The sequence below is a fragment of the Paenibacillus sp. SORGH_AS_0306 genome (assembly GCF_030819345.1).
Taxonomy (GTDB): Bacteria; Bacillota; Bacilli; order Paenibacillales; family Paenibacillaceae; genus Saccharibacillus; species Saccharibacillus kyungheensis.
On record NZ_JAUTBP010000001.1, the window covers coordinates 3,416,633 to 3,443,020 of the forward strand.

The 26,388-nt window shown below is 39.2% G+C and carries 24 protein-coding genes; 4 read left to right on the plus strand and 20 right to left on the minus strand.

The window, feature by feature from the left end; genetic code table 11:
- Window positions 1-3: 3 nt before the first annotated feature.
- The 14 genes from QE450_RS14865 to QE450_RS14930 all read right to left on the minus strand — a co-directional run bounded on the left by QE450_RS14865 (window position 4) and on the right by QE450_RS14930 (window position 15,543).
- A complete protein-coding gene (locus QE450_RS14865) occupies window positions 4-990 on the minus strand; it encodes a branched-chain amino acid ABC transporter permease (protein ID WP_204826776.1) in 987 nt (328 codons plus the stop codon).
- A gap of 132 nt (window positions 991-1,122) precedes the next feature.
- Window positions 1,123-2,334 carry a branched-chain amino acid ABC transporter substrate-binding protein gene (locus QE450_RS14870; protein ID WP_273613461.1) on the minus strand — a complete coding sequence of 404 codons (1,212 nt, stop codon included), beginning with the start codon at window positions 2,332-2,334 and terminating at the stop codon, window positions 1,123-1,125.
- A 468-nt stretch (window positions 2,335-2,802) separates the two neighbouring features.
- On the minus strand, window positions 2,803-3,423 hold the full coding sequence (locus QE450_RS14875) for a TetR/AcrR family transcriptional regulator (protein ID WP_307300195.1): 621 nt from the start codon (window positions 3,421-3,423) through the stop codon (window positions 2,803-2,805).
- Window positions 3,424-3,525: 102 nt separating this feature from the next.
- On the minus strand, window positions 3,526-4,677 hold the full coding sequence (locus QE450_RS14880; RefSeq protein WP_307300197.1) for a YhgE/Pip domain-containing protein: 1,152 nt from the start codon (window positions 4,675-4,677) through the stop codon (window positions 3,526-3,528).
- Between the two features lie 239 nt (window positions 4,678-4,916).
- Entirely contained in the window at window positions 4,917-5,189 is a 273-nt protein-coding gene (locus QE450_RS14885; protein WP_307300200.1) for a DUF6809 family protein, read from the minus strand.
- 413 nt (window positions 5,190-5,602) lie between these two features.
- Complete coding sequence (locus QE450_RS14890) at window positions 5,603-6,745, minus strand: type II TA system antitoxin MqsA family protein (RefSeq protein WP_307300202.1); 1,143 nt, start codon at window positions 6,743-6,745, stop codon at window positions 5,603-5,605.
- A 236-nt stretch (window positions 6,746-6,981) separates the two neighbouring features.
- Window positions 6,982-7,395 (minus strand): hypothetical protein, encoded by a 414-nt coding sequence (locus QE450_RS14895; RefSeq protein WP_307300205.1) that lies wholly within the window; start codon window positions 7,393-7,395, stop codon window positions 6,982-6,984.
- Between the two features lie 203 nt (window positions 7,396-7,598).
- Window positions 7,599-8,735 (minus strand): alanine dehydrogenase, encoded by a 1,137-nt coding sequence (gene ald, locus QE450_RS14900; protein WP_307300208.1) that lies wholly within the window; start codon window positions 8,733-8,735, stop codon window positions 7,599-7,601.
- Window positions 8,736-8,967: 232 nt separating this feature from the next.
- Window positions 8,968-10,182: a PucR family transcriptional regulator gene (locus QE450_RS14905; RefSeq protein WP_307300211.1), complete on the minus strand. Its 1,215-nt coding sequence runs from the start codon at window positions 10,180-10,182 to the stop codon at window positions 8,968-8,970.
- Between the two features lie 402 nt (window positions 10,183-10,584).
- Window positions 10,585-11,814: an ABC transporter permease gene (locus QE450_RS14910; RefSeq protein ID WP_307300214.1), complete on the minus strand. Its 1,230-nt coding sequence runs from the start codon at window positions 11,812-11,814 to the stop codon at window positions 10,585-10,587.
- Window positions 11,814-12,560, minus strand: a complete 747-nt coding sequence (locus QE450_RS14915; protein ID WP_273613469.1) for an ABC transporter ATP-binding protein — start codon at window positions 12,558-12,560, stop codon at window positions 11,814-11,816. The genes QE450_RS14910 and QE450_RS14915 overlap by 1 nt, the downstream gene beginning before the upstream one ends.
- Window positions 12,561-12,570: 10 nt before the next feature.
- A complete protein-coding gene (locus tag QE450_RS14920; protein ID WP_307300218.1) occupies window positions 12,571-14,052 on the minus strand; it encodes a DEAD/DEAH box helicase in 1,482 nt (493 codons plus the stop codon).
- A gap of 206 nt (window positions 14,053-14,258) precedes the next feature.
- A complete protein-coding gene (locus QE450_RS14925) occupies window positions 14,259-15,038 on the minus strand; it encodes an SDR family NAD(P)-dependent oxidoreductase (protein ID WP_273616350.1) in 780 nt (259 codons plus the stop codon).
- Between the two features lie 100 nt (window positions 15,039-15,138).
- The gene (locus QE450_RS14930) at window positions 15,139-15,543 is read right to left on the minus strand and encodes a hypothetical protein (protein WP_307300221.1); all 405 of its coding nucleotides are present in this window, start codon (window positions 15,541-15,543) and stop codon (window positions 15,139-15,141) included.
- A gap of 565 nt (window positions 15,544-16,108) precedes the next feature.
- Here QE450_RS14930 and QE450_RS14935 point away from each other — a divergent pair.
- Complete coding sequence (locus tag QE450_RS14935) at window positions 16,109-17,422, plus strand: zinc-ribbon domain-containing protein (RefSeq protein WP_307300223.1); 1,314 nt, start codon at window positions 16,109-16,111, stop codon at window positions 17,420-17,422.
- A gap of 12 nt (window positions 17,423-17,434) precedes the next feature.
- Window positions 17,435-18,571 carry a S1C family serine protease gene (locus QE450_RS14940; protein WP_307300226.1) on the plus strand — a complete coding sequence of 379 codons (1,137 nt, stop codon included), beginning with the start codon at window positions 17,435-17,437 and terminating at the stop codon, window positions 18,569-18,571.
- Window positions 18,572-18,688: 117 nt separating this feature from the next.
- Here QE450_RS14940 and QE450_RS14945 read toward each other — a convergent pair whose 3' ends face one another.
- The gene (locus tag QE450_RS14945) at window positions 18,689-19,147 is read right to left on the minus strand and encodes a chemotaxis protein CheX (protein ID WP_204826789.1); all 459 of its coding nucleotides are present in this window, start codon (window positions 19,145-19,147) and stop codon (window positions 18,689-18,691) included.
- A gap of 406 nt (window positions 19,148-19,553) precedes the next feature.
- Here QE450_RS14945 and QE450_RS14950 point away from each other — a divergent pair, with 406 nt between their 5' ends.
- The gene (locus QE450_RS14950) at window positions 19,554-20,456 is read left to right on the plus strand and encodes a LysR family transcriptional regulator (RefSeq protein ID WP_273613474.1); all 903 of its coding nucleotides are present in this window, start codon (window positions 19,554-19,556) and stop codon (window positions 20,454-20,456) included.
- Between the two features lie 137 nt (window positions 20,457-20,593).
- Window positions 20,594-21,403 carry a histidinol-phosphatase gene (locus tag QE450_RS14955; protein ID WP_273613475.1) on the plus strand — a complete coding sequence of 270 codons (810 nt, stop codon included), beginning with the start codon at window positions 20,594-20,596 and terminating at the stop codon, window positions 21,401-21,403.
- A 320-nt stretch (window positions 21,404-21,723) separates the two neighbouring features.
- Here QE450_RS14955 and QE450_RS14960 read toward each other — a convergent pair whose 3' ends face one another.
- From QE450_RS14960 to QE450_RS14980, 5 genes are all read right to left on the minus strand, one after another.
- Window positions 21,724-22,659, minus strand: coding sequence for a DMT family transporter (locus tag QE450_RS14960; protein WP_273613476.1), 936 nt, complete (start codon window positions 22,657-22,659; stop codon window positions 21,724-21,726).
- The gene (locus QE450_RS14965) at window positions 22,656-23,297 is read right to left on the minus strand and encodes a GNAT family N-acetyltransferase (protein ID WP_273613477.1); all 642 of its coding nucleotides are present in this window, start codon (window positions 23,295-23,297) and stop codon (window positions 22,656-22,658) included. The genes QE450_RS14960 and QE450_RS14965 overlap by 4 nt, the downstream gene beginning before the upstream one ends.
- Before the next feature lie 17 nt (window positions 23,298-23,314).
- On the minus strand, window positions 23,315-24,058 hold the full coding sequence (locus QE450_RS14970) for a metallophosphoesterase family protein (RefSeq protein WP_307300235.1): 744 nt from the start codon (window positions 24,056-24,058) through the stop codon (window positions 23,315-23,317).
- Window positions 24,059-24,262: 204 nt separating this feature from the next.
- Window positions 24,263-25,204 carry a metallophosphoesterase gene (locus QE450_RS14975; RefSeq protein ID WP_373462046.1) on the minus strand — a complete coding sequence of 314 codons (942 nt, stop codon included), beginning with the start codon at window positions 25,202-25,204 and terminating at the stop codon, window positions 24,263-24,265.
- A 364-nt stretch (window positions 25,205-25,568) separates the two neighbouring features.
- Window positions 25,569-26,345, minus strand: a complete 777-nt coding sequence (locus QE450_RS14980; RefSeq protein ID WP_273613480.1) for a DUF3891 family protein — start codon at window positions 26,343-26,345, stop codon at window positions 25,569-25,571.
- Between the last annotated feature and the right edge of the window lie 43 nt (window positions 26,346-26,388).

A 26,388-nucleotide genomic window follows, 5' to 3' on the forward strand; every position in this document is an offset into this window, starting at 1 on the left:
CACCTACACTTTCTCTTTGATTGCTTTGCCGAATATGCCCTCCGGTTTGAAGATCAAGACAATAATCAGAATCATAAAAGCAAATACATCTTTGTACTCTGCTCCAAAATTACCACCTGTCAAAATGCCCAGATTCGATGAAGCAAACATTTCAAGCACACCTAGTACGATTCCGCCGAACATCGCACCACGAATATTCCCAATTCCTCCTAGAACAGCAGCCGTAAATGCTTTAAGTCCCAAAATAAATCCGATATACGGATCAATCGTTCCATACTGTTGAGCAAATAAAACCCCTGTCGAACCACCTAATGCAGAACCGATAAAAAAGGTTAGCACAATCACTTTATTTACATTGATAGACATTAACGATGCGGTCTCCCGATCTTGCGCAACTGCACGCATCGCACCGCCCCATTTGGTTCGATTCACAAAAATATCGAGTCCAATCATTAACAAAATCGCGATTACAAAAATAAACAATGTATTCGCTTTGACTGAAGCATCGGTAAACCAGCTAGAGATCGAAGAAAGCGGCAATTGATAACGCTGATCAAATAATTGCGGTGTGCTAATAATATAATTACCTGTTTTGAGCTCCGCGATAAATCGAATCACATCTTGCAAAACAAACGAAACTCCAAAAGCAGAGATCAACAGGATCAACTTGGGCGCTTTGCGTAACGGTCGATAAGCTACCCTTTCAATCCCGACCCCGAGTGCGCCTGTAACCAGCATTGCAATCAAAATAATCAGTAAATACGACAACCATGCGGGCATACCGGTCAACCACCCTGCACCCTGAAAACCAAACAGCACCGCAGTCCCTACAAAAGCACCGGTCATAAAAATCTCACCATGCGCAAAGTTAATCAATTCCAGAATACCGTATACCATCGTATAACCCAGTGCTACTACAGCATAGATTGCACCTAGCGCCAGACCATCGATCAATACCTGAGGTAAAGTTTGCAAAATACTTGAGAACATTCAGTTACTCCCTTCATACGCTCATTCGTCATTCTGCTACATGATGATTTTGCAAAAGTACTCTAAAACAAAAGCCAAAAGATGTGTATATCACAGCACATACCTTTTGGCTTTTATTTGGAAAAGGATTGTTTATTTCGCAGGTTGAGCAATCTCTGCTTCAAGTGATCCTGGATACGTAGCATCAGCGAATTTGTAAATAAATACTTTCGCATACGCATTGTCTCCGATATCATCAAAGCTTACTTTAGTGGCTACACCTTCAAAATCTTTGGTCGCACGCACAGCGTCTCGTACCGCATCACGAGCTGGTGCTTCTGTACCTGAACCCATTGCTGTTTTGATCGCTTCTAACATGACACTCATCGAATCATACGCATAGACAGAATAACCTTCTGGATTTTTACCAAATGCTTCTTTGTAACGGGCTGTCCATTCTTGTCCGTCCGGTAATTTGCTAATATCTCCAGCCACCGAACTGTACAATGCTCCTTTTACATCAGCTCCAGCAATATCGACCAGACCGGAAGAATCAAGCGCATCTCCTCCCATAATCGGAGCTGTAATTCCTTTATCACGAGCTTGCTTAATCAATAGACCTGCTTCAGCATACAATCCACCGAAGAAAATAAAATCAGGCTTTTGCGTAGCTGCAATATTCAGTACACCGTTGAAATCTTTTTCACCAACAGTGATTCCTTCATAGCCAGAAATCGTAGCTCCTTGGGCTTGAGCGGCATCACGAAAAGCTTCCGCCAATCCCTGACCGTAAGCTGTTTTGTCTTGTATAATAAAAATATTTTTGGCTCCTGCTGTTTTTATAGCATATTCAGCCGCTGCTGGACCTTGAAAATCATCACGTGCAACGACACGATTAACTACTTTGAGTTTGCGATCGGTTAATTCTGTAGCTGTACTTGCAGGTGAGATCATCGGGATGTTGTATTTTTCGTAGACAACAGAGGAAGGAATAGATACGCCGGAGTTCAGATGCCCAATCACGCCTAATACTTGTTGATCAGCACCGATCAATTCAGCATTGGCTACACCTTTTTTGGGATCACCTTGATCGTCATAAGGAACCAATTCGAGTGAATATCCTAATTTGGTAAACTCTTCTTTGTGATCTTCCATCGACATCTGTGCACCTAGCTTAATCGCTTCACCTTGAATAGAACTACCACCGGATAATGGAGATTGGGTAGCAATTTTAATCACTTTACCACCTGTACTTGCTGTAGAACCTCCACTTGCGCCAGAAGAAGACGTAGCTCCATTTCCACACCCTGCTAGTAATCCTGTAATTAATGCTGCGATCATTAATCCACTCCACTTGCTTCTCATCATAATCCCCCTTTAATAATGTCAACTTTAGTAACACATTAAATTAACTATGTTGCCTATTTCTTACATCAGTATAACGATATCCATTATATTATTCAATTAGAATTTATATCTTTTAATTCCAAATAATATAATATTTAAATATTATTAACTGATTAACATTCATTATACTGTGAAAATTTAGGTTATCAATACTATTTTTATTTATTTTAAAAGTTTTTATAATTATTTACTGATATTTTATAATGAGTCTTTTCTATTTTTAATATGTTAGGTATATACTATTTACCTTTTTATTTCATCTTCTATGTAATATTTACACATTATTAATGTTACTTTATATAACATTAATTCATAATAAAAAAGCCAGAACTTACGCTTATCTTCTTCTTAGCGGAAGATAAACAAAGTTCTGGCTTAGTTACCACTATACCTGTAAATAACATCTGCATATAGCGTCTTGATGATCTACGATATAGCGATCTGTTCATTGGTACAACCGAGACCACGTAAAATATACTGCGTCAATTCTTCTAACTGATCACTCTCTACAGAACGCTGAATATCTAGCAATGTGACGACAGTTAATGACTTGACATCATGACTGCTAAATAAAATACTGCCCATCACTTGCAAAGAAGTATGATTCAACGACCGAAAATAAAAAGTACCTTGCTGTAGACCATTTTCCAAATAATGACGAAGCAATTGCCATACCGGAAGAGTGTACTTTTGAATAATATCGATTCGCTGAGAATGCAGTGTGAATTCTTGATGTATAATGTCTGAAATCTCTGGATCACATTTGCAAAAATGATACATCTCTTCAATCAACCGCTTCATTCCCTGAATCGGATCGACTTCTTCACGACGAATATGTTCTGCAAATAGAGGAATTGGAATAAATTCTTTTAACATCGCTTCAAATAATGGCTCTTTGCCACCATAATAATATGAAACCAACGAAATATTCGCATTCGCTTCTTTGCAGATTTCTCGTACTGACGTCGCTTCAAACCCTTTTGTGGCTGCTAATTTTTTGGTTGCTTGCAAAATACGCATTTTAACATGGTCTTCATTTTTATCCACCACGTTCACTTCCCTGCCTTTGATTGCTATCGCTAGAAATCATCCGTATCTCCATGATGCGGAATAGTAATCTTTTCCAGCCATACTGTCTTTATCATATCATCAAGACTCGGCTATCGCTACCAGTGGAGAGACAGGCAGTTTGTCTTTGCGTAGTGCAGTGGCAATTCCAATAATAATAAGAGCAACAATCATAATACATACCAGTGCCAGACAATCTCTACCTATACCTGTACCGCCGAACAACAGATTCATTAACCCTTGTACAGCATAAGTCGCTGGAAACGCCGACCCGATCCACTGGTAAAAGTCTGGTAGCAATTCACGTGGCATCATCGCTCCTGACGAAACCAATTGTACAGACAGTATCAAAATATTAAATAGCATTCCTGCCATATCGAATACAAATAAAAACATCTGTGCAACTAACATAAAGGTTAACAAGAATAATGCTTGAAAGCCCCACAACGCCATAAATCCATGCCCTAACTGTCCTCCGAATAATGCCACCAGTGAAGTCCCTACCAGAGATACCACAATCGATGCACCTGCTGTCACTAGCAAACGAACAGACATGCGTGACCAGCGTCCGAACCGACTTGCCAGTGCTTTGGACGAAATCTGGAAGTTCTGTCCCATAATCATCGCACCGACATAGGAAGCCAGAATCATCATCATCGGCACCATCTGATTATTCATCCCTTGTACGGGATTGACCGATTGAATATCAGACACCACCCGCTGAGACATCATTGTCGCCGCCGTCTGTGCTTGTTGTTCTGGAAGTTGTCCTGCAAATACACCTTTCAGTCCACTTTCCACAGCGACTTTATTAACATTAGCAGTAACTTTATCTGCAATCGAAGTCATCATATTTTTGATCATAATCGGATTGGATTCATTGATAAAATAATGCAATTGGGCAGGATTCTGAGACTGTACAGTCGTTGCAAAATCTGCTGGAATCTCAATAATCATCTGTATATCACGTTCTTGCAATTGTTGCTGAGCTTGAGCTAACGTCATCCCTGTGCGAACACCTACAGGTAACGAAGATTGCAGACTGGTAATCAACTGTTCTCCGTATACTTTATCTTCATTAACAACAGCTACACTCAAGTGATCTAACCGTTCTGTAATGCCTTGATAACCGGTCATCCACACAATGGTAAAAATAAGCTGAAATAAAATCGCTGTCGCAATCCCTACTTTGGTCGTAGGCAACTTCATAAATGCTGCAAAAATAGATTTCATAATTCCTCCCGTATCGGCTTATCTCTACCGTATCCTTGATTTTACCAAATTCAAACAATCGTTTTAAACGACTGTTTGATTAATATAATGATTGAAAACGATTACTGTCAAACTTTATTTTAAATTTTACATATGTATTGTATTTGGACGATAAAAAAAGCATCCAGCGACTTGCACCAGATGCCCAGAAATATGTGTAATTGTATATATTCCATACTATTCTTTTATCTGTACTGATCTTAACGTTCTCCTTGTAACACCTCTATCATTAATTTCCCACCTAATCGAAATCCATATGTAAATGAACCTGCACGATCCATACTGTTCAACTGGTAATACAAGTCCCACATAGATTCAAGCTCCAACCATTCTTCAGGAGGAAGCTTCACTTTCCAATCTGCCATTTTCGCTGATATTTGCTCACTGATCTGTGTATATTCTTCGTTGTGAGATACTGCTTTCTCATCTGGACGCAAGTTGCCGTAGTAGATACTTTCTAACAGACTGCTCATGATTTTTTATCCTTTCTGTAGTTGATGATATCACTTCAATGTGATTGACTGAATACATTATAATCATCATATACTACAGAGTGAGCTAACCTAATGATTTATGCGAAAGTCGCATAATATAATAACAAATAAATTTTTTGAATGTTTAATATTCTTCTCACATTCTCATTTAATAAAAACAAGAATACATTTTTAAAAACTTTATGTCTCTCATATAGAAAATAATAGTCTTATAACTTTTCAAATTTCATACGTAATAGAATATGATTACATTCTTTGATAAATATAGAAGGAATAGAAGATACTCAACCAATAAAAATTTAATTTTAGAATATCTAATCATATTATAAGTTATAGTTTATATAAATGCCCTGAGTTTGTTTACTCTCAGGGCATTGTTAATATTATTTTAATTATGTTATTAATTGAAAAGTTGAAGCATGATCATAATCGATTATATCACCTTCTTTCTCAGGAATTTCTAAAGCAGTTTTAGAGGCTAAATTTTCAATCTTTATTGATCCAAATTCAGCAATTATTTTATCTATATATTTTATTATTTCTTTATCCCTCTCATCAAATAATTCTTCTTTAAAAGATTTTAATGAAGTAAAATTTATTTTTACAAATCCATCTGAAAATTCTTCAACCTCCTTATTTATAAATCTTATTTGTTCCAATATTGATAAAATCAAATTATAATGCTTAGGCCATATTCCATTTTTATTTTTAATATAGGCAGAACCAGTTAAAGATATTTTTTCCTTTTGATATTTCAAAAAATCTGCATACCAGAGAAAATTATTTAATTCATTCCACGATGTCTTTCTATCAACTGTAAAATGAATTATTAAACTTATGAATTTATTAAAATTAAATTCAGATAATCCAGTTTTTTGAGTTCTATTTATTGATTTATAAGATAATTCAATTAGATCGTTTATTTCTAATGCAATTGATAAATATTCCTCAAAATATTTTTCGTTTTCTATTTCTTTTAATATATCTCGAAAAATAATTTCTGATTTTTCTTTATTATTAAATAATTCTTTTATCCTTTCTTCAACCTCTTTTATTTCCTCAAAAGTCAAATTCACTTTATTTATTTCAAAAAATTCTTTTATACTTTCTTTATTATTTGTTAATTTTTTAAAAATTGTGGCTTGCGAATTATTTGGCATAACTCTTCCACTTTCATATCTTTTTATTGATGTAAGACCAATACCAAGCAATTTTGAAAATGTAGTTTGTTTTAAACCATAATATTCTCTCAATGTTTTTACATTTATATCATCCATAGTAAATCCATATTTCATAGCATACGCTTCACTTAATCTTTTAGAATTTGCTGTAGCTAATTCATCATCAAATATAGTAGTATTGCATTTTTCACATACGCGATAAGATTTAAGTACTTTAAATGTTTCTCCTTTAAATTCCATTTCAGTGTTCTCTTCATTTATTATTTTAGTATTCTGCTCATTCAACAAAACACCACACTCATCACATATAATATTTATATCATCAATAAAATTTTTAACATCTTTCTTTTCCAATTTTCTTCACCTCAAATTTTTCATTTTATAAAAGGTATTTCTTATAATTGTGTATAATTTAAACGGTCGCATTTTGTTTGTTAAATTAACCTTTTCCTTTTAATTATTATAAGTTTTATCAGAATAGTAAATTTTCATTTTTATTTTAAATTCGATTAATTTATCACATACATTATTTATATTAAATTTGTAGAATTGGACGAGCATTATATGCTCGCCAACATCCACAAACTTTTTTATTCTGGTTGATCAGGATGAAACGATAAACAAATACATTTATTTAGATCGCTGTTGTCCTTTATTTTTATATATGCAAACTCACCATCTAATACCTCGAGTTTAAACTTCCAAATAACTCTTCCATTTGCAACAAAAGTACCGGATTTTTCATCTTCCACATTAGATAAATTTTGATCATCATAGTCTGCCTTCATTTTAATGAGATGTTCAGTACCTAATTCATTTAATAATGATAAAATGTCTTGTTTCATTCCATGATATTTTGGGCTTTCTCCAACACCGTGAAAACCGAAAGCTTGCATAACCTCTTCAATACTTTTACCAGGCGCTTTTCGATTAACTATGTGAATACCATTTTCAATCTGCAAATAAACCTTAAGTACTTCTATAAATTGCTCTGGTGTCCTCAAAAGCCTTTCCTCCTTTCTACAGATTTGTGATAGATTTGATTTTAGTATAATAATTGAAAGACCAATTGGTCTTTTAATTATTATATCTCTTATAGACCAATTGGTCTATAAGAGATATAATAATTAGTTAGTAAATTTTATCAAAAATAAAAAAGAGCTACTGCATTTTCCTCACAGTAACTCTTTTTTCTTGATAAAATTCCTCAACTCAACGCCGCAAAAGTCTCGACCAACGCTTCATTCACATCCACATGCGTATATCCCAAATCTCTCGCCACCGCCGCATACGTCATTCGACCTGCCGCTGTGTTCACTCCTAATTTCAAAGCAGGATTACTTTCAAGTGCTACTCTCAACCCTTGATTCGCAATCTGTGTTACATAAGGCAATGTCGCATTCGTCAATGCCATCGTCGACGTTCTTGGTACCGCACCCGGCATATTCGCCACAGCGTAATGGACAACACCATGCTTCACATATGTCGGTTCGTTATGCGTTGTAATCCGGTCAATCGTCTCAACAATTCCGCCCTGATCGATCGCTACATCGACAATGACAGAGTTCGGCGACATCGATTGTACCATCGCTTCGGTGACTAATTTAGGAGCTTTGGCTCCCGGAATCAATACAGCTCCGATCACTAGATCCGAAGCAGCTACCGCTTCTGCGATATTATAAGGATTGGAGATTAACGTCTGGATCGATGAGCCAAAGATATCTTCTAACTGACGCAACCGATCTGGGTTCAAGTCCATAATCGTTACATCTGCGCCCAGTCCAACTGCGGTTTTGGCAGCATTCGTTCCGACCACGCCACCACCGATAATAGTCACTTTTCCTTTTTTCACACCCGGTACACCACTGAGCAAGATACCTTTACCTCCGTGAGGACTTTCAAGGAATTGTGCACCGATCTGACTTGCCATACGTCCAGCGACTTCGCTCATTGGAGTTAGTAATGGTAACGTCCGATTCACTTCTACTGTCTCGTAAGCGATCCCGATGACTTTATGCTCGATGAGAGCAGCAGCCAGCTTCGGTTCTGCGGCGAGATGGAGATAAGTGAATAGAATTAAGCCTTCACGAAAATACACATATTCCGATGGCAATGGTTCTTTTACTTTCAACACCATCTCTGCGGTACTCCACACTTGAGCTGCTTCGACCAGAATCTGCGCTCCTGCTTGTTCGTAGACACTATCTGTGAATCCACTACCTGCACCAGCTCCAGATTGGATATAGACCTCATGCCCTGCTCCGCTTAATGTAGCTACACCTGCTGGTGTAATCGCTACCCGATTTTCGTTATTTTTAATTTCTGTCGGGACTCCAATTCTCATGCCAGTTCCTCCTTTAAGGTACGTTCTTGCTCTACGTCATCATTATAGGATAGATAAAATGTCATGTAATCGTCTAATTCCCCAAATTTGAAGGTTTTTATTTGTGTAAAAATACAAAAGGTTATCTAAATATGTCATATAATCTAACTCATTAACTCATATCAGTTTATAAATAGAATATTTCATCAATAAATTTCACATTAAAGAGAAGCTTTATACTACATATATACCCTTATTCTGATTGTTCTAATAGTAAAAGCTTAATTTCTAGATACAATGTTACTTTTTGCGCCATATCGTTCAGATCGATCTGTCCGACTTCGGCTATTCGTTTAAGCCGATAATTCAGTGTATTGGTATGCACATGCAGTTGCCCGGCAGCTAATTTGGCATCGCTGTTATGATCGAGAAATACAGCTAACGTATGCAGTAAATGACTATGATGCTCTTGATCGTACACCGCAAGCTTGTCCAGCGGAGACGTATACGCCGGGAATTGTACAGCTTCTTGCTTCATCGCATAAAGATACCGGTAAAATCCCGCTTGTGGATAATATAAAATAGAAGTCGTTTCAGGCAATCGGTGATGTAACATCAATAGATATTGCGCTTCGGTATAGCTACGACTGATCGCTAATACAGAGGACACTACACTCCCTGCTCCATATTCAATAGGAGATGAAGGTAGTAACGTAGAAAGTCGATTCACCAGAGGAACAATCGTATGTTCGACAGGTGCGACTGAAGAGGCTGTTTTGGCAGTACTGCATAATAGAATCAACCGATGGGGCTCTCGCAAATGAAGCACAATTCGTACAGCATACTCGGTAGCGGCTTGCATGGCTTTGTCTAACCAATCGTTGTTATCATGATTGCCGTCTTGTTCAATCATTAGAATGTACGAATAAGCAGGCATTTGTATACCTACTTCACGAGCTTGTGCTAGCGCATCTTGTTCCGAAGTAAATCGACCTTTTAATAAACGGTTAAAAAAATCGATACTTTGTTTGCGCTTTTGCATCTGAATCATTTTGGATGCAGCTAGAGTAGCACTGTATTTTAATTGCTGGATTTGTTCACTGGTGAAAGAACCTTTATTTTCAAGCAACCAGATATAGCCGAGCACTTCATCGTAATGTCGAATCGCGATTGCCATCCGGTTATTTAATCCCACTTGGCTCATGCCCTCTACATGCACAGGTTCCCATGTATCTAGCAATTGTTGCATCGCTCCCGATTCATACAGTGCACGAACTACATCTTCAGGCACTTTGCGTCCAACAATCGTAGCGATGCGCGCAGGATCGCTATTCGGATCATGCGAACTGTAGGCTAGCAGGCGGTGTTCTGCATCTTCTATCGTTACAGGTGTCTCCATGACTTCACTTATTTTTTCGACTAATGTTTGTAAATTATCGATATCCATTTCGTTAATTTTGGGAATCATAGCGCACCACCTGTAATAAGCAATTTTACCCGTTCAATACATTATAGGCTTTATTGAATATACTGTTTTTTTCTGGAATTTACAATTATGGATAATCAAATTGGTGTTAAATATGAAAAAAACCTGTCGATCATAATCAACCACATCAAGAGTGGCAGATCGATCAACAGGTTGATTACAAAAATCATATATTCAGATCATACATTCCATGCGTACAAATAGGATATCATCCTACAGCAGATATAAACTATCTCAAGCCATTTGGACTGCAAATAGTACATCATATCAAATATGCTTGAAGAAAGTTCAACGCCAGCTATTTTGCTTGGCAAACATCACTTTTTCCTTGTAATAGAAAAATGTAATAGCAAAAGTCGCACTTATAGTGTCAAGATTTGAACTTTAATCAAATTCTGCTTCCGCTTCGATATCTTTAAGCCATTTGCGATTCAATGAACGGCGATATAACCAGACAGCTACCAAGCCTGCGATAAATGTAAGAATCATTCGTACCGGATCACCTGCACTTGCAAGAGGTAACCACAGTAGCAATGTTATCCATATCTGTGTCTGTGTGATTAATTTGACCGTTTCCAGACGTTGCGATTCAGGAGGAATCGGATAGATTGATAGCCAGAGTGTATCGGTATGTTGCTTACGCAAACTGGTCATTTGCATCCCTGCTAGTAAAATAAATAGCAGATATACCACAATGCCGAACCACGATTCACGAGTAATCAATACAAATACGATACCGATCACTACAAATCGAATCAAGATCGGTAATAACTCTCCACGAACCAATGTTTTGGAAACGAGAAAACGAAACGCTTTGGCAGGTATCCAGGGTACACGATTGCCAACAAAAGATAACCAGCGGCGATGACTGACTTTGCGTTCGCCATTCGGTACATCGACAAACCAACCGAGCATACGCATTACGCCTGCGGCATGATTTCTTTCTGTCGCAATCAATCGTTCCCACGGCACAGAAGCTTTACCGGGAATACGCAACAGCACGATATAGACAAGAGCAATTACAACGACTGCAATAAGAGCAGTCATCAGTGGCAACCAAAGGAATGCCGCTAGTAAGCCAATAATCAATACATAGCGCAATAGACGATAACCGACACGAGCAGCGGCTGTATTCATCCGCAATTCTTGCCAGCTTCCGTAACTACCGAGTAATTTGGCAATAATCAGCACAATCACAAGTAGGCTTAACGACTTGGCATTTATATCTGCACGTACGTAAAATGGAAAAGCAACCAGTGCTAGAATCAACAACCAGATCGTTTTCCCAATCACACTGCTACGCCATGCCGGAGCAAAGTATTCACGCATACGCACTTCAAGTGGCAACATAAATACAATATCGGCTGTTCGCATATACGTACGCACACTGCCATAGATCGATAGCGGTGTGAATAAAATCAGTAATATCCAGTGTACAGGCAGACCTTGAGGTACATTTTGCAAAAAGGTCGTATACCATGCTGCAAATACAATGAGCAGAAAAAAAGTGACGATTGCGAGTCCGCTTTGCATCACATAGCGTAGATAAGGAAGCACTTCTCCCCAAAAAGCTTGTTGCCTCTGCTGACGTAACTTGAGCAGATCATTCATCATTACAGCCCATCCTGAACCAGATCATAGAAAATCTGTTCGAGTGGTACGTTCTGCTGACCCGTCTGCTCACGAATCTGCTCCAATGTCCCTTGAATAATAACTTTTCCTTTGTGCAACACAATAAAACGATCACAATAATTTTCGATAGTCGACAAAATGTGTGAACTTAGCAATATCGATGATCCACTTTCTTTGGTCTGTACCATAAAATCAAGCAACGACCGAATACCGAGCGGATCAAGCCCTAGAAATGGCTCATCGATTACATACAATGGAGGAGCGGCTACAAAAGCACTCATGATCATCACTTTCTGCTTCATCCCTTTGGATAAATGCATCGACAGGCTATCTTCTTTGTCACCCATATTGAATAGCTTGATCAAATGAGCGGAACGTTGTTCATAATCTGCTTGACTCACATTGTAAGCACGTGCGGTAAATTCTAGATGTTCACGCACTGTCATTTCTTCATACAATTGCGGAGATTCCGGTACAAAAGCAAGTGAAGCCCGATATTGCTCAGTTTCTTCTGCCAGTGTAGATCCTTGAATCCGAATCTCCCCTTGTTGCGGAGTCATTAATCCCAAAATATGCTTCATGGTTGTGCTTTTTCCTGCACCATTCAGACCAATCAGTCCAATCATCTCACCGCGACCGACTTCAAAGCTGATATCATGCAGGACAGGCTTACCACGACTGTATCCACCACTGAGGTGATCCACATTAAGTATAGCTACCTGTTCCATTATTGTTACCTCACTTTTCGTCTTGAGATGCAGCCCGTTTTTCTTTTAACCATTTCGGTGCACCTTTACTTTTGGTATCTACTTTTGGTTTGCGTTTCTTTTTATCTGTTTTCGGATTCACTTTAGCCGCAGGTGACGATGTTCTTGGCTTGAACTCACGTTCTGTCGGACGAGTTGAATCTGGATTACTTTTTGCAGAAGATTCTGTATTTACATCAGTTTTGACCGTTGAGCGTGTTTCTGATGATACTTTTTCTTTTTTGACAGATGGTGTAGATGCAGGGCGAGAAGAACGAGCGGCCGCCGCTTCTGCACGTGAAGCACGATATGATTCTTCACGTTCTTGTTGTTGTTCCAGTGTAAGGACTGCTCCACCTTTTAACACATGTTCTTGCAGATCAATATGCAAAGCATCGGCAAATTTACGCATAATAAACCGTTCACGTTCGGTAATAATCGAAGCGGCTACGCCTTTTTTGCCCATACGTCCTGTACGTCCACTGCGATGTACATAATGATCAGTATCAAAGGCTGGATCAAGACTTACCACCAGATTCAATCCTTCAATATCCAGTCCACGTGCAGCTACATCGGAAGCGACAAGCACTTTGATTTTGCCTTCTCTAAATTGAGACAATACGGTACTACGTGTTACTTTATTTGCATCACCATACAATACACGCGCAGATAGACCCAGATGGTTCAGCTTCGCTTCCACTTCTGCAATATCGTTCGTATCGTTGACGAATACGAGTGAACGTGGAGAGTTATAATGGCGTAATACACGACGTAGAATTTCTAATTTATCCCGTTCTTCGGCTACAAAATACACATGTTCAATACCTGACGATGTGCGGGTATCCGGTTCGATCCCAATCTCTAACAAGTCGTTCATTTCACGATTCGCCAGTGTCAAAATCTCTTCATTCACTGTAGCGGATAAAAAGACCAGTTGACGATCTTTGCGTGTGCTACGAATAATCTTCTTCACATCACCGCCACCACCAAGTCCAATCACTTGATCCACTTCATCGACAATCAGTGTATTCACAAGGTGCATTTTGAGCTTACGCAGATTGATCAATTCACTAATTCGTCCAGGAGTTCCGACTACAATCTGTGGATGACGTTTTAACTTTTCAATCTGGCGCTTCATCGCTGCTCCACCGATCAGACCCAGTGTCATAATTCCACGTTCTGCGCCATAACGCTCACTTTCACGTACGATCTGCATCGCTAGCTCCTGTGTAGGTGCTAAGATCATCGCTTGTAATTGCTTGCGCTCTGGATCGACTTGTTGCAATACAGGCAATAAATACGCTAGCGTTTTACCGCTACCTGTTTGCGATTGAGCGATAACGTCTTTTCCTTCGAGCAAATGAGGAATAGCCTCTGCTTGCACCGGAGAAGGCTCCGTAATCCCATAACGTTCTAGTACATCATTTAACCATTCATTGATGCCCAGTCCGAGAAAATTCACTTTTGATTCCATACATTTCATCCTTTCAAGCCCTTGAATCATTTTATAAGTACAAACTATTCAACACTTGTTTATATTCTAATACATGAGTAAACAGACAGAGTACAACACTCTACTATTATATGCGAAAACAGGGACTACACCAAATATAATCATACCGCACCAAAAACCGGTTCAATTCGAACCGGCTGGATCATTGTATAAAGCGTAATATCTCTTTATTTTCGATCAAATAAACGATACGTTAACCGATCAATAAATCGTGGGAAAAGTCCGTACAGACGCATACCTGGAATCGCAATACGTGGCAAATCCAGTTCTTCTTTGCGCTTTTCCATCACCTTAACAATATCACGTGCCACTTTATCAGGAGTCATCATAAATTGACTTACATTTTTAACATAATCTCCTGAAGGATCAGCACGATCAAAAAAGGCGGTCGCAATTGGCCCCGGATTGATCGAAGAAATTTTGATATTCGTTTCTCTTAACTCTTGTCGTAATGCATTGGTGAATCCAAGTACTGCATGCTTGGTTGCTGTATACGATGTCGATTTGGCAGTTGGAAATTTGCCTGCGAGCGAAGCGATATTAACGATCTGCCCTGTTCCAGCGGTCAACATATGTGGAAGAACAGCCTGTGTACAACGGACAATCCCTAGATAATTGACGTCCATCATCATTTTATAATCTTCGATAGGCATTTCGGTAATCGTTTTGAATTGTCCGTAACCAGCGTTATTTAGCAAAATATCAATTTTACCGTATTGCTGGATCACTTGATCCACTACACGCTTCACATCTTCATCTTGTTGTACATCCATACGAATCACTTGATGCTCGCCTTTTAACTGTCTGGATAATGTAGCTAATTTATCTTCAGAACGTGCAGTCAAAATCGGAATTGCTCCTTTTTCTACTAATAAGGATGCTACTCCTGCTCCAAGTCCGCTAGAAGCTCCTGTGATCAGAACGACTTTATTCGTCAGTTTTACCATAGTATCGCAGTAATCATACTGCATTCCTCCCTTTTGTACCTACCCGAAAATGAATTCTACTTTATCTACAACATATAGATTGATATATTTGCATATACATTTACAGATTACCTGTTACTTCTATGCCGTCAGCATTCTGTAATTGTATACTGATCCATGTTTTGAATTGTTGCCAGAATACTGCCAGCTCTGGATCTTCTACTTGCTGTTGATCCAGTTCTTCTAATACAGTCACCCATATTTCTTTACCGATCGGATTATCCCAACAGGGATCTAATCCATTCATTGTCTCCATCGTATATGGATTGGTTAACGGAAAATGCTTATCCAACAGCGGACGGATATAATCAAAATCCTCATTATATATAAACAACATTTCTTGTAATGAAATGTCTTGTTGATCGTCTTCGATAAGAAAAGGCGATAATGTAAAACCTATATTTCTTTTCGGCCCTTGATAACGATAGATCAGTACAGGGATCGAATCTTTCGCTTGGTTTGCCATTGGCGTCCTCCTGTATCTATTGCTAGCACACGCATCTACAAAATTCTTTTTCATTATACTTTGATAGGTCTGAACTGCCAAATAAACTCTTTTACAAACGCTTTACTTATAGGAAATTATTTCCTCAACATCAAGAAAACATGTTATATTTTATTCAGTTACTTGGTTACTTTTAACTCAGAATTCATTATGGCGTTTGTAGTGCCAAATGTTTACAGAAGTCGCGTTTTTACTGCCAAACGCTTGATGTAAGATATTTTGCTTTGCAAAAATCATTTTTCATTTCACTAGAAGAAATCGCGTTTATGTTGCCAAACGCTTGATGTAAGATATTTTGCTTTGCAAAAATCATTTTTCATTCTACTAGAAGAAGTCGCGTTTATGTTGCCAAACGCTTGATGTAAGATATTTTGCTTTGCAAAAATCATTATTCATTTTACTAAAAGAAATCGCGTTTATGTTGCCAAACGCTTGATGTAAGATATTTTGCTTTGCAAAAATCATTTTTCATTTCACTAGAAGAAATCGCGTTTTTATTGCCAAGCGCTTGATAAGGAGGATTATGATGTATTGTAACCATTGTGGGGCAAATCAGCCGGATAATGCTGTTTTTTGCAGTCAGTGTGGAGCTAAACTTCAGACACCGACAGAACCGTCACCTGATACACAGGAAATCCCTCACGAACAGCCTTCTGTAGATATTCTGGATCAACTTCGTTCAGATTCGTCTTCAGTTCATCCTGATTCGCAGTCTAGTGATACAGAACATATTCATTCTGTAGCATCTGCATCATCGACTTCATCATCAGGAGCACCACCTCAACCCACTGCTTCTCCTTTACGTCATCTAACATGGATCATACCAACAGTATTATTGCTTGGTATAGCAGGTACTTTATTTTGGTGGTATCAGCATCAACAAGATATCAATCAACAAGTCACCCAGTTACATCAAGAAGCAAGTACGCTTGCTCTTAAAGGACAGTATGAACCTGCTCTGACCAAGCTTACCCAAGCCACTACTTTACGCCCGACCTATACAGTATTAAATACAGATCAACGTATGATTGAGACCGCGAATCGTATCCATACCAAATTAACAACGGTTTCTTCCAAGCTCAAATTAAATCAGCTAGAACCTGCGGAACAATCATTGACCACTTTGCAAAAAGCTTTAGATGCTCGCAAGGAACCGATATTTGATCAAGAAAAAACGTTAGCCAATCGCAATCAAGATCTGCTGGCTGTTCTTCAAGTGAAAAAAGAATTAGACCAATTGGATACGATTGATGCACTCGCTTATAAGCTTGATGAAGTAGATCGACTAAATAATCAGGAAGCTAAAGAAGTTCATCAATTGATTATTAATAAGATTATAACGATCAGTATGAAAAATGCCGAAAAGCTTCTCCAACAAAATGATTTTAGCCAGGCTACAGAAGCTGTCAAATCCGGGCTACAGTACTCTAGCAAAGATGAAAAATTACTATCGCTACAAAAACGGATCACTTCTGAAAAAGAAGCCTTCGAACTTGCTGAAAAACAGCGCATCGAACGAGCTATTCAACAAGCCGAAGAAGAAGATTTAAAAAACCGAACAGCCGGTGTTGAATTATCGAATCTCGATGTACAGCTTAATGAATATGGTGATATCGAAATTTACGGTGAAGTCAAAAATGTAGCTACCAAGCCTATTTATTCGATCACTGTTTATTATTCCGGTTATGATGCCGCCGGTAATTATCTATTTTCTTCTTCCGCATCTGTCGAACCTTATGATCTGGCGATCGGAGCTACAGGATCTTACAGTGCATATGAATATGACTGGTATGAAGAAGTGACGATACAGATTGATAATATTACATGGTATCTGGATTAAGGAGGAGCCTATATGAATAAAGCATGGATAGTAAGCAGTATTACCAGCGTAGTCATTGTTGCGGCAGGTATAGGTTCCTTTATGTATATCAATCGTACCGTTCCTGCTCAATTACCAAATAAACCTTTAGTCGCAACGGTCACAACCAAAGCTACCCAAGCTTCCAAAGGGAATCCGGCTTTAAAAGATGTTATTTTTAATACTCAGAAAAAAGTCGTGATGATTGAGTTAGATGATGGATCTCTTGGATCAGGGTTTCTTTATAACAAGCAAGGCGATATTATTACCAATGCTCATGTTGTCGCAGGAGCACTGAACGTCAAAGTGAAAACAGCCGATGCCCGTACGCTAGATGGCAAAGTGATCGGTATAGGTACAGATATGGATATCGCTGTAGTTAGAGTTCCAGAGCTAGCTGACACAGAACCTTTATCATTAGCGCAAAATAGTAACGCCGATGTAGGTGATAATGTATTAGCTCTCGGTAGCCCGCTTGGTTTACAAAATACGATTACCACTGGCATTATTAGTGGAGTGGGGCGTGATTTTACGATAGATCCTTATGTCTATACCAATCTCTATCAGATCAGCGCACCTATTGCTCCGGGGAATAGCGGTGGCCCACTCATTCATGCCGATACTGGCGAAGTGTTAGGTATAAATTCAGCTATGGCAAGCGAATCGAATACGATTGGCTTCAGTATTCCTGTATCCGAGATTCAAGAAACGGTACAGAAATGGTCAAAGAATCCGGGTAAAGATTTACCTAAAACCTCCAAGCCAGCTACCGATACCGTATCCGATGCACCTTCTGTACAAGATGATGCTCAGTATATCGTCAGCTACTTTTATGAAAGTCTAAGTATGCAAGATTATGTTACCGCATACTCTTTGCTGGGGAGTCGCTGGCAAAGCAATCTGTCTTATGCCGATTTCCGTCAAGGCTATATTCAAACAGGCGAAGTCTCGATTGACTCGATTATTGCTAGCAAAGATGGAGATCAAGTTAAAGTAACGGTCGAGATTACAGCCGAAGAACGCAAAGATACAGGAACAGTATATAGCTCGTATAAGCTTGATTATGTATTAGGCTATGAGAATGATATTCTGAAAATATTAAGCGGTGAAGGTAAGAAATTGACCTCTTAACTTTATGCTTGGTTATGCTCATCCTGTATGAATATACAATAAAACCTCTTTTACCTTTACGCTCAGGTAGAAGAGGTTTTATCGTACTCTTTGGAAGTATACAGATGGTTTTGCCGATTAAGAGATCATTACTTGAATATCGAGTTCTCCGATTCCATCCATTAACAAAGGAATTGTTAATGCTTTGGCGGACACAAATCCAGTCATGGCACTAGTCTTCATTACCTTTGGAGGTGTAATGTCTACTGTAACGCCTTGGTTGGATAAAATGGTACTTGCATTACCACTAATCATATTGCCTAATTCTGAGATAGCACTTTGACTCATTTCGTCCATCTCTGTAATCACAAAGCCACCCATCATTGCTGAAACCATACGCAACGCTACTGCTTCTTCAATACCAAACATAATATCTCCGCTCATTTGTCCGGTCATTCCGATCTGAATCCAGATATAACCGTCAACTAGCTCGATATCTTTAATGCCCAGGCTTCCTGTGGAAGGAGCCACTTGTACTACTTGTCCAATAACGAGTCGCGCAGCTTCCAAAAATGGATTGATTACTTCCGCTTTCATAATTCGTTTACTCCCCTTTACGATTGGGTTCATATTTAAACACAACTTTTGACCTATGATATTATGGATATTATACCTTATAACCTAGTTCAAATCATCTAGAATCATTGATGTATCTTCCATTTTTTAATTTTTTTTGCAAATCTACTGTTGATAATCTTAAAAATCGACATTTACTGGTAAATTTGTTGCTCTTTTTTCTAAATCTTAGGTCTTTTTAACTGTCTTTATTTATTATCGGTCGCAAGCACTGAATTATGTACATTTTATGTTAATAGATTTTAAAGATTTCTTCCTGCATTGATGCTTTTTGTGTAATCCCCTATAATTTAGATAGGTATCGATTGTTGAATACTTTATCTTCTATGCAAGTATTTAACAATTTGGCATACATAAGGAGGAACTCATGAATATCAGTCAATTGGAAACCTTATTGACCATTTCGCGGACAATGAGCTTCCGTAAAGCAGGAGAACTACTAAATCTAACTCAGCCTGCAGTCTCTGCTCAGATTAAAAGTCTGGAAGATGAATTTAAAACGGTACTGGTGGATCGTAACCAACCCGTTACATTAACCGATCAGGGGGTTGTTTTTTTAGAGCATGCTGAGCAGATGTTAGCGATTGTTGAGCAATTAAAGCAACGGTTATCTGATCTCGATGAGACGCCTCAAGGACGCATTACGCTGGGTACGCCGACTTCTATAGCGATTCAGATTTTACCGAGAGTACTTTCTTATTTCCAAGATCAATTTCCACTGATTCAAACGATGATTCATTCGATGTCATCTTCACAGGTCTATCATAGTGTAGAAAATGGGCTGGTCGATGTCGGAATCAGTTATCTGATTGAACGCAATCCGAATTTAAATACCTCTATTTTATATTATGATATGTTTGAGTTAGTCGTTTCTCCACAGCATCCTTTAGCTCGTACCAAAAAAGCCAATATTCAAGATTTGCAACATCTGCCTCTTATTATGTTATCTCCGGATACGGTAGGTCGCCGATTTGTAGATGAAGTATTCAAAGAACATCATATTGAACCTCAGATTGTGATGGAATTGTCCAGTAGTGAAGAAGTCAAACGAATGGTCGAGATTGATCTGGGGGTAGCGATTATTTCGAGACAATCAATCACAAGTGAATTACGCCACGGTACACTGGTGATGATTCCTATGCCTGAATTTGAGGTAAGTCATCCTGTAGGTCTGATTTATAAATCAGGCAGATATCTGAATTCGGCTATGCGTCAATTTTTAGACGATCTCAAAGGTATGCCTGCTGATCAATTTATTAGCACTGAATAATGACTAAAAAGTTGATAAAGAACTAATACTTATCTTGCCAAGCACTTATTGTCACGTAATTTGGCTGTGCACCTATTCTGTTTGATTTACTATAAGAAGTTGCGCTGATCTAACCAGGCGCTTAAGGAGCGATTGTTATGAAATTCGATCTTCATACCCATCATTATCGTTGTGGACATGCGGATGGTGATATCCGCGATTATATAGAAGCTGCGATTGCTGCTGATATTCAAGTGATCGGCATTTCAGATCATACTCCCTTTTTCAGCAGTGATCTCGATCAAGCTTTTCCCAAGATAGCCATGGGTAAAAGCGAGCTTCAACATTATGTACACGAAGTATTAGAACTCAAAAAAGAATATGAAGGCAAAATCGATGTTTTGCTTGGTATCGAATCAGATTATTTCCCGGACCATGCCAAGCTATATCATGAAACGTTGTCTCAATATCCTTTTGATTATATTATCGGTTCTGTTCATTACAGTAGCGGTTATAGTATTTTTGATCGTTCACGCTGGAAAGGCATGAATACAGCAGACCAGATTGCGACCAAAGAAGAATACTTCCGCATGATCGCTGAATCTGCTCGTAGCGGGATGTTCCAGATTCTTGGACATATTGATGCTATAAAAAGTAATTATCCTGATTTCACTCAAATTGAGGCTCCACAAGCGATAGACCGTACATTACAAGTTATTGCGGAGTGTGGCGTAGCGATTGAAGTGAATACTTCGGGTAAGATTAAAGTCTGTGGACTATGGCATCCTGTAGATGAAATTCTTGAACGTGCTCATCATTTCGGTGTAGACATTTCATTTGGTTCCGATTCTCATATTCCACAACGAGTTGGCGATGATTTCGATAAAGTCGCTCAAAAGTTACGTGATATCGGCTTTACAGAATGGGTCTACTATAAGCAAAAACAACGTCAAGCTGTTGCCCTGTAAATCATTTGTAGTGATAGGTGCTTGTACTGCCATTTAGAGAAGATGTACTGTATTGCGATTGAATGCTCTCGGTGAATATACGAATAGATATACCATATGGCTCTAACCTTTGACTGTCTAGCTCTTCGTTATTGAAGTGGTTTACAGGCACAAAGGTTAGAGTTTTTGTATTTGCTAACGTATAAAGGTATATAGGCGCAAAAAAAGAGACCTGCACTCACGCAGGTCCATCATATATTCAAAAAGGGGGTCTTGAGAACATCATACCTGTTTTCTATTGGGATTGAGTTGCAACACTGTTGCAGTTGTATAACAAAATTTTACCCTTTATGTACAATCCGTTCCCGATTGACCAGTATAATCCCGCTTGCGACCAGAAGTAACGCAAGTGCTGCCCAGATCGATAACTTTTCATCTAACCATAGAGCAGACAATACAACGCCAAATAATGGTGTCAAAAATAGATACATCGATACTTTGCCTACTTTATTGTATTTCATCACTGTATTCCATAATGCGAATGCTCCAGCAGACAGTACAACCAGATACAGAAGCATCCATACAGCCGCTAGATCCCATTGGAAAGGAAACGGATGCCCGGTTAAGGAACCGATAACAATCAAGCCTAGACCGCCCCAGAACATCTGACGACCAGTCAGACTTAAGATCGGCTCAATGCCTGCTTCACGCCTTGCCAACACATTACCCCATCCTCCAGTAAGTGCAGACAACAACATCAGCAGTTCACCCAGTCCAAAGCCAAAATGTACATTGCCTCCACTTTGACCAAACCCCATCACTGCAATTCCTGTAAACCCAAGCAGTAATCCCAACCATTTCCGCAACGATAATCGTTCCGTATTGTCGATCCAACGAATCGATAACATTTGAAAAAGGGACACAGAACCTGCAATAATCGACATCGTCATCCCTGATCCCATCCCCAGTGCCGCATATACAAAAATGTATTGTAGCAATGTCTGGAACAGCGATAAATGAATTAACCGTTTAGCAGGAATATGAGGAATAGGTTGCCCTTTGGGATTTAATATTTTCGCTAATACCATTAATAACAATCCCGCTAATGTAAAGCGATACCCTGCAAATAACCATTGCGCAAAAATATCATGACTCTCTATCCCCAGATGAGCATAGCTTAACTTGATAAAAGGCAGTGCACTTCCCCACAAAATCGTAGCGATCAGTGAACTGCTCCATATACCAAGCGGACGGGTGAACCACTGTTGTCCATTCATGAAGAAGAAGCGCCTCCACTTCTGCCTTGACTATGACTATGTGAAGCTGCACGTTCTTTGCGCAACAAGTATTCGGTATGCGCGATAGAATAAATCATGATCCCCATCTCTTCCCAGTAGCTCTGAATCCCTGCATTAGAAGAAGGTTGTTGCGGACGCATGCCATTTTTCTCAAGTACCCGTTGAGACAGAGCATTGTCTGCATGACAACGACCTACAATATGAGATAAGCCCATCTCTTCAAAGCCAAACTCAACCATGCGACTGGACGCTTCGGCTGCATATCCTCTTCCCCAATGGCTACGGCACAACGCAAACCCTATCTCTGCACGTGCTGCACGTTCGTCCCACCGTTGAAAAGAACATACGCCATATAATGTGCCCTCTTCTTTGGAAGTGATCGCAAAATGCATTGAACTCAGGCTACGAAAAGCTTCTTCCACTCTTCGACCCAGACGATCTGGCTGTAAAGACTGATACTCTTTGCTTTCTTTGGCTCCGTACAAATATTTCATCACCTGTGGATCGCTGGCACACTCCCACCAAATCTCCACATCCTGCGCAGTTAGACGGCGTAATTTGAGTCGGTCTGTATACAGATCAGGAAAGCCCTTTTTCAAATCCTGTTTACTCAACATCGCCATTCCTCCTCGGGTTAGTCTTGCTGCATGGCACGATACACACCGGTGCGCAATTCTTTAATATAGTAATCCAGTGCAGGAATATCTGCATCTCGAGCATCCTGTACCGCCTGCTCAATATCGTAAGGAACACGAACCAATTGTAATGAATAAGGAGAAATCACTTCAGACAAATAATCCCCCTCCAAAATCGCATACGATGCGGCTGGCATATCTAATGGATTCCCTACACTTCCTGTATTAAATAATAATCGACCTTCCAGATGTTGCATATATGCATTATGGATATCTCCGTAGCCAATGATATCTGGAATAAGCGATTCTTGTGTATCTGGATTAACAATCGGTGCAAACATTCCCATGCGGCGCTCTAGATCATCCCAAGGCTGTACACGATGAAAAACATTTTCAGGCGATGCATGGACTAACGAGACCAATCGTCCACTCAATAAAAATTCATGGCGAAATGGTAATTCATCCAGAAATTTGACCCGCTCTGCTCCCAATTGCCGGGCTTGCCAGCCAAACAATTCATCATTTTCACTCATGCGGGCAACAAGTTCTTCCCAATTCCCACGAATAATGACTTCACAACGCAAAGCGACTTCATCGGTGATTTTGACCGCATCCGGCCCTTTACCAACCAGATCGCCCAGACAAAAAATACGTGTAATTCCTTTTCCATCTATATCTGCTAATACCGCCTGCCAAGCCGGATAATTTCCATGAATATCAGACACCAAAGCAATACGTTCCATTTCTTTTCCCCCCAGCATTTGGCTTCATAAATGCGACTTTTTTTAATCTCATCAACCATGATTTTTGCACCGCAAAATATCTTTCATCCAGCATTTGGCTTCATAAATGCGACCTCTTCTAATCCCATTAAATATGATTTTTGCCCCGCAAAATATCTTTTCTTCCGCATTTGGCTTTACAAATACAACTTCTTCTTACTGCTATTAACCCTCTGCTCGTCTAAGCGTAAATATCGTCAACTCCGGTCGACAGAGAAAGCGGATCGGCACTTGAGACGTTCCGATGCCACGATTAACATAGAGTGGAAGCTGACGCTGTGGCCCTGCTTGATACCAGCCCATAATATATTTACGCGAGCCACGAGGAGTAATCACTGCGCCGAACCAGGGCAATCGAATCTGCCCGCCATGACTGTGACCTGACAATTGCAAATGAAAACCAAAATTAATCGGAATCTTATCCGCATAATCGGGTTCATGCATCAATAAAATACGACAAGCGTCTTTACCAATATCTGCTGTCGCTTTATTTACGTTAGGCTTGCCGAGTAACTGATCATCCAGACCAATAATCGCAAGTGTTCCATCCGGTTGCTTGATCTGTACATTTTCGTTTGTTAACATTTTGAATCCGCCTTGTTCTATCATAGTAGACACAGACAGCACATCTTGCAAATAATCATGATTCCCCAATACTGCAAATTTGCCTAACGGAGCAGACATTTTCTGAAGTGCGCCTACTCCTGCACGTAAAGGTGTTGGATCATCGTCTACCATATCTCCTGTAAAACAAATCATATCTGGTTTTTCCGCCATAATGATATCGGCTAACTTTTCCAGATCGGATGCTTCTTTGCCCATACCTAGATGGACATCGCTAAATTGAATTAATTTCATCCCGTTTAGACTGGGTGGTAACTGAGGAAGCGGTAAATCGATATAGACTTTGTCTAACCAATTCGGCTCTCCTAGCCACGTATATCCTGCTGTTCCCAATCCTAGAGAAGCGACTACGACTGTACTTCGCTTCAAAAATTGTCTACGGGTGATATCATATCTATGTTTAAAATAAAAAGGAATTCTTATCGGATCATAAAGTGTGTGTAAAGAGTCATAGGGATTCAGGCTAAAATTCCTCCTTTGGATTCGGCTGCCCGCAGGCGGTTGAACATATTATGCTTATTGTGCCGAATCCAACAGCTATCGTCAAATTTACGATAGTGACCTGCTCATTTTACACTTGCATTATTATTCCATTTTTTCGTTGAACTCGGTCACATTTTTACTCAAAATGCTTAGTGAATAGATATTGGGCTTTGCAAAAATCTTACTTTTATTGAACCTGATCGCGTTTTATTCAAAACGCTTAACGAATAGATATTTTGCTTTACAAAAATCTCGCTCTTATTGAACCTGATCGCGTTTTGATTAAAACGCTTATGTAAATACGTATCTCTTAATGGGCATATAAGAATGATCACAACCATTAAGAGATACCAGTACCCATCTATTACGATTCTGATGGGACAAATTCGATGTTCCATGTTTGTTTTTCAGTGTCGGCAAATGCTTGAGCCAGACCGGATTGTTGAATATCTTTTTTATTCACTTTGCGATAGACCAATTCCAGTGTAAATGGAGCTTCAAACGGAAATGGAGACAGACTCACCCGATGCTCGTCTACCCATTTGGGCATAATTGCTTGATCGTTTGTAAAAGCGAATTTTTTCCCTACTTCAAATCCTTCTTTCCACCAATCCTGTTCATTTTCTTTGCTCACGCCAGGATCATTTAAGCATACATATAGCGATAGATCATCACATAATTCCAATACAGAACGATGAAATGCGAGCGCCTGTTCATTAGGTTTGACTTGCTCTTTGATACGTTCTTGACGTTCTTTTTCTTCTTTGACAAAAGCGATACAAAACGGATCTTCTTCTCCATAATGACTCACTAACGCCGCATAATGCAGACTGGCTAACATTCCACCATAGGGCGTCATATTTTCCAATTCTTTAATTCCATATCTGTAAAAGACTAATTTCGCCGGTTCTGGAAAATGCATAAATGAAAATGGAATTTGCTTCGCATCGTCCCATAGTGGAATCTCATCTAAAGGAATCCAGCCACGATCATGTTGCTCACAGCCGATCAGCACCTCATCCCAGCGCTCTTTTTGTTCAATATACTGAGGATTCAAATGACGGGCAAATTCCCCTGACAATTTTGCGTGGTCATGCTGACGAATCATAATAAAAGCATCTTCATGCTCTCTCCAAATCATAACTATTCCCCTCTCTATATAAGCGATGTCTACTTATTCCTAT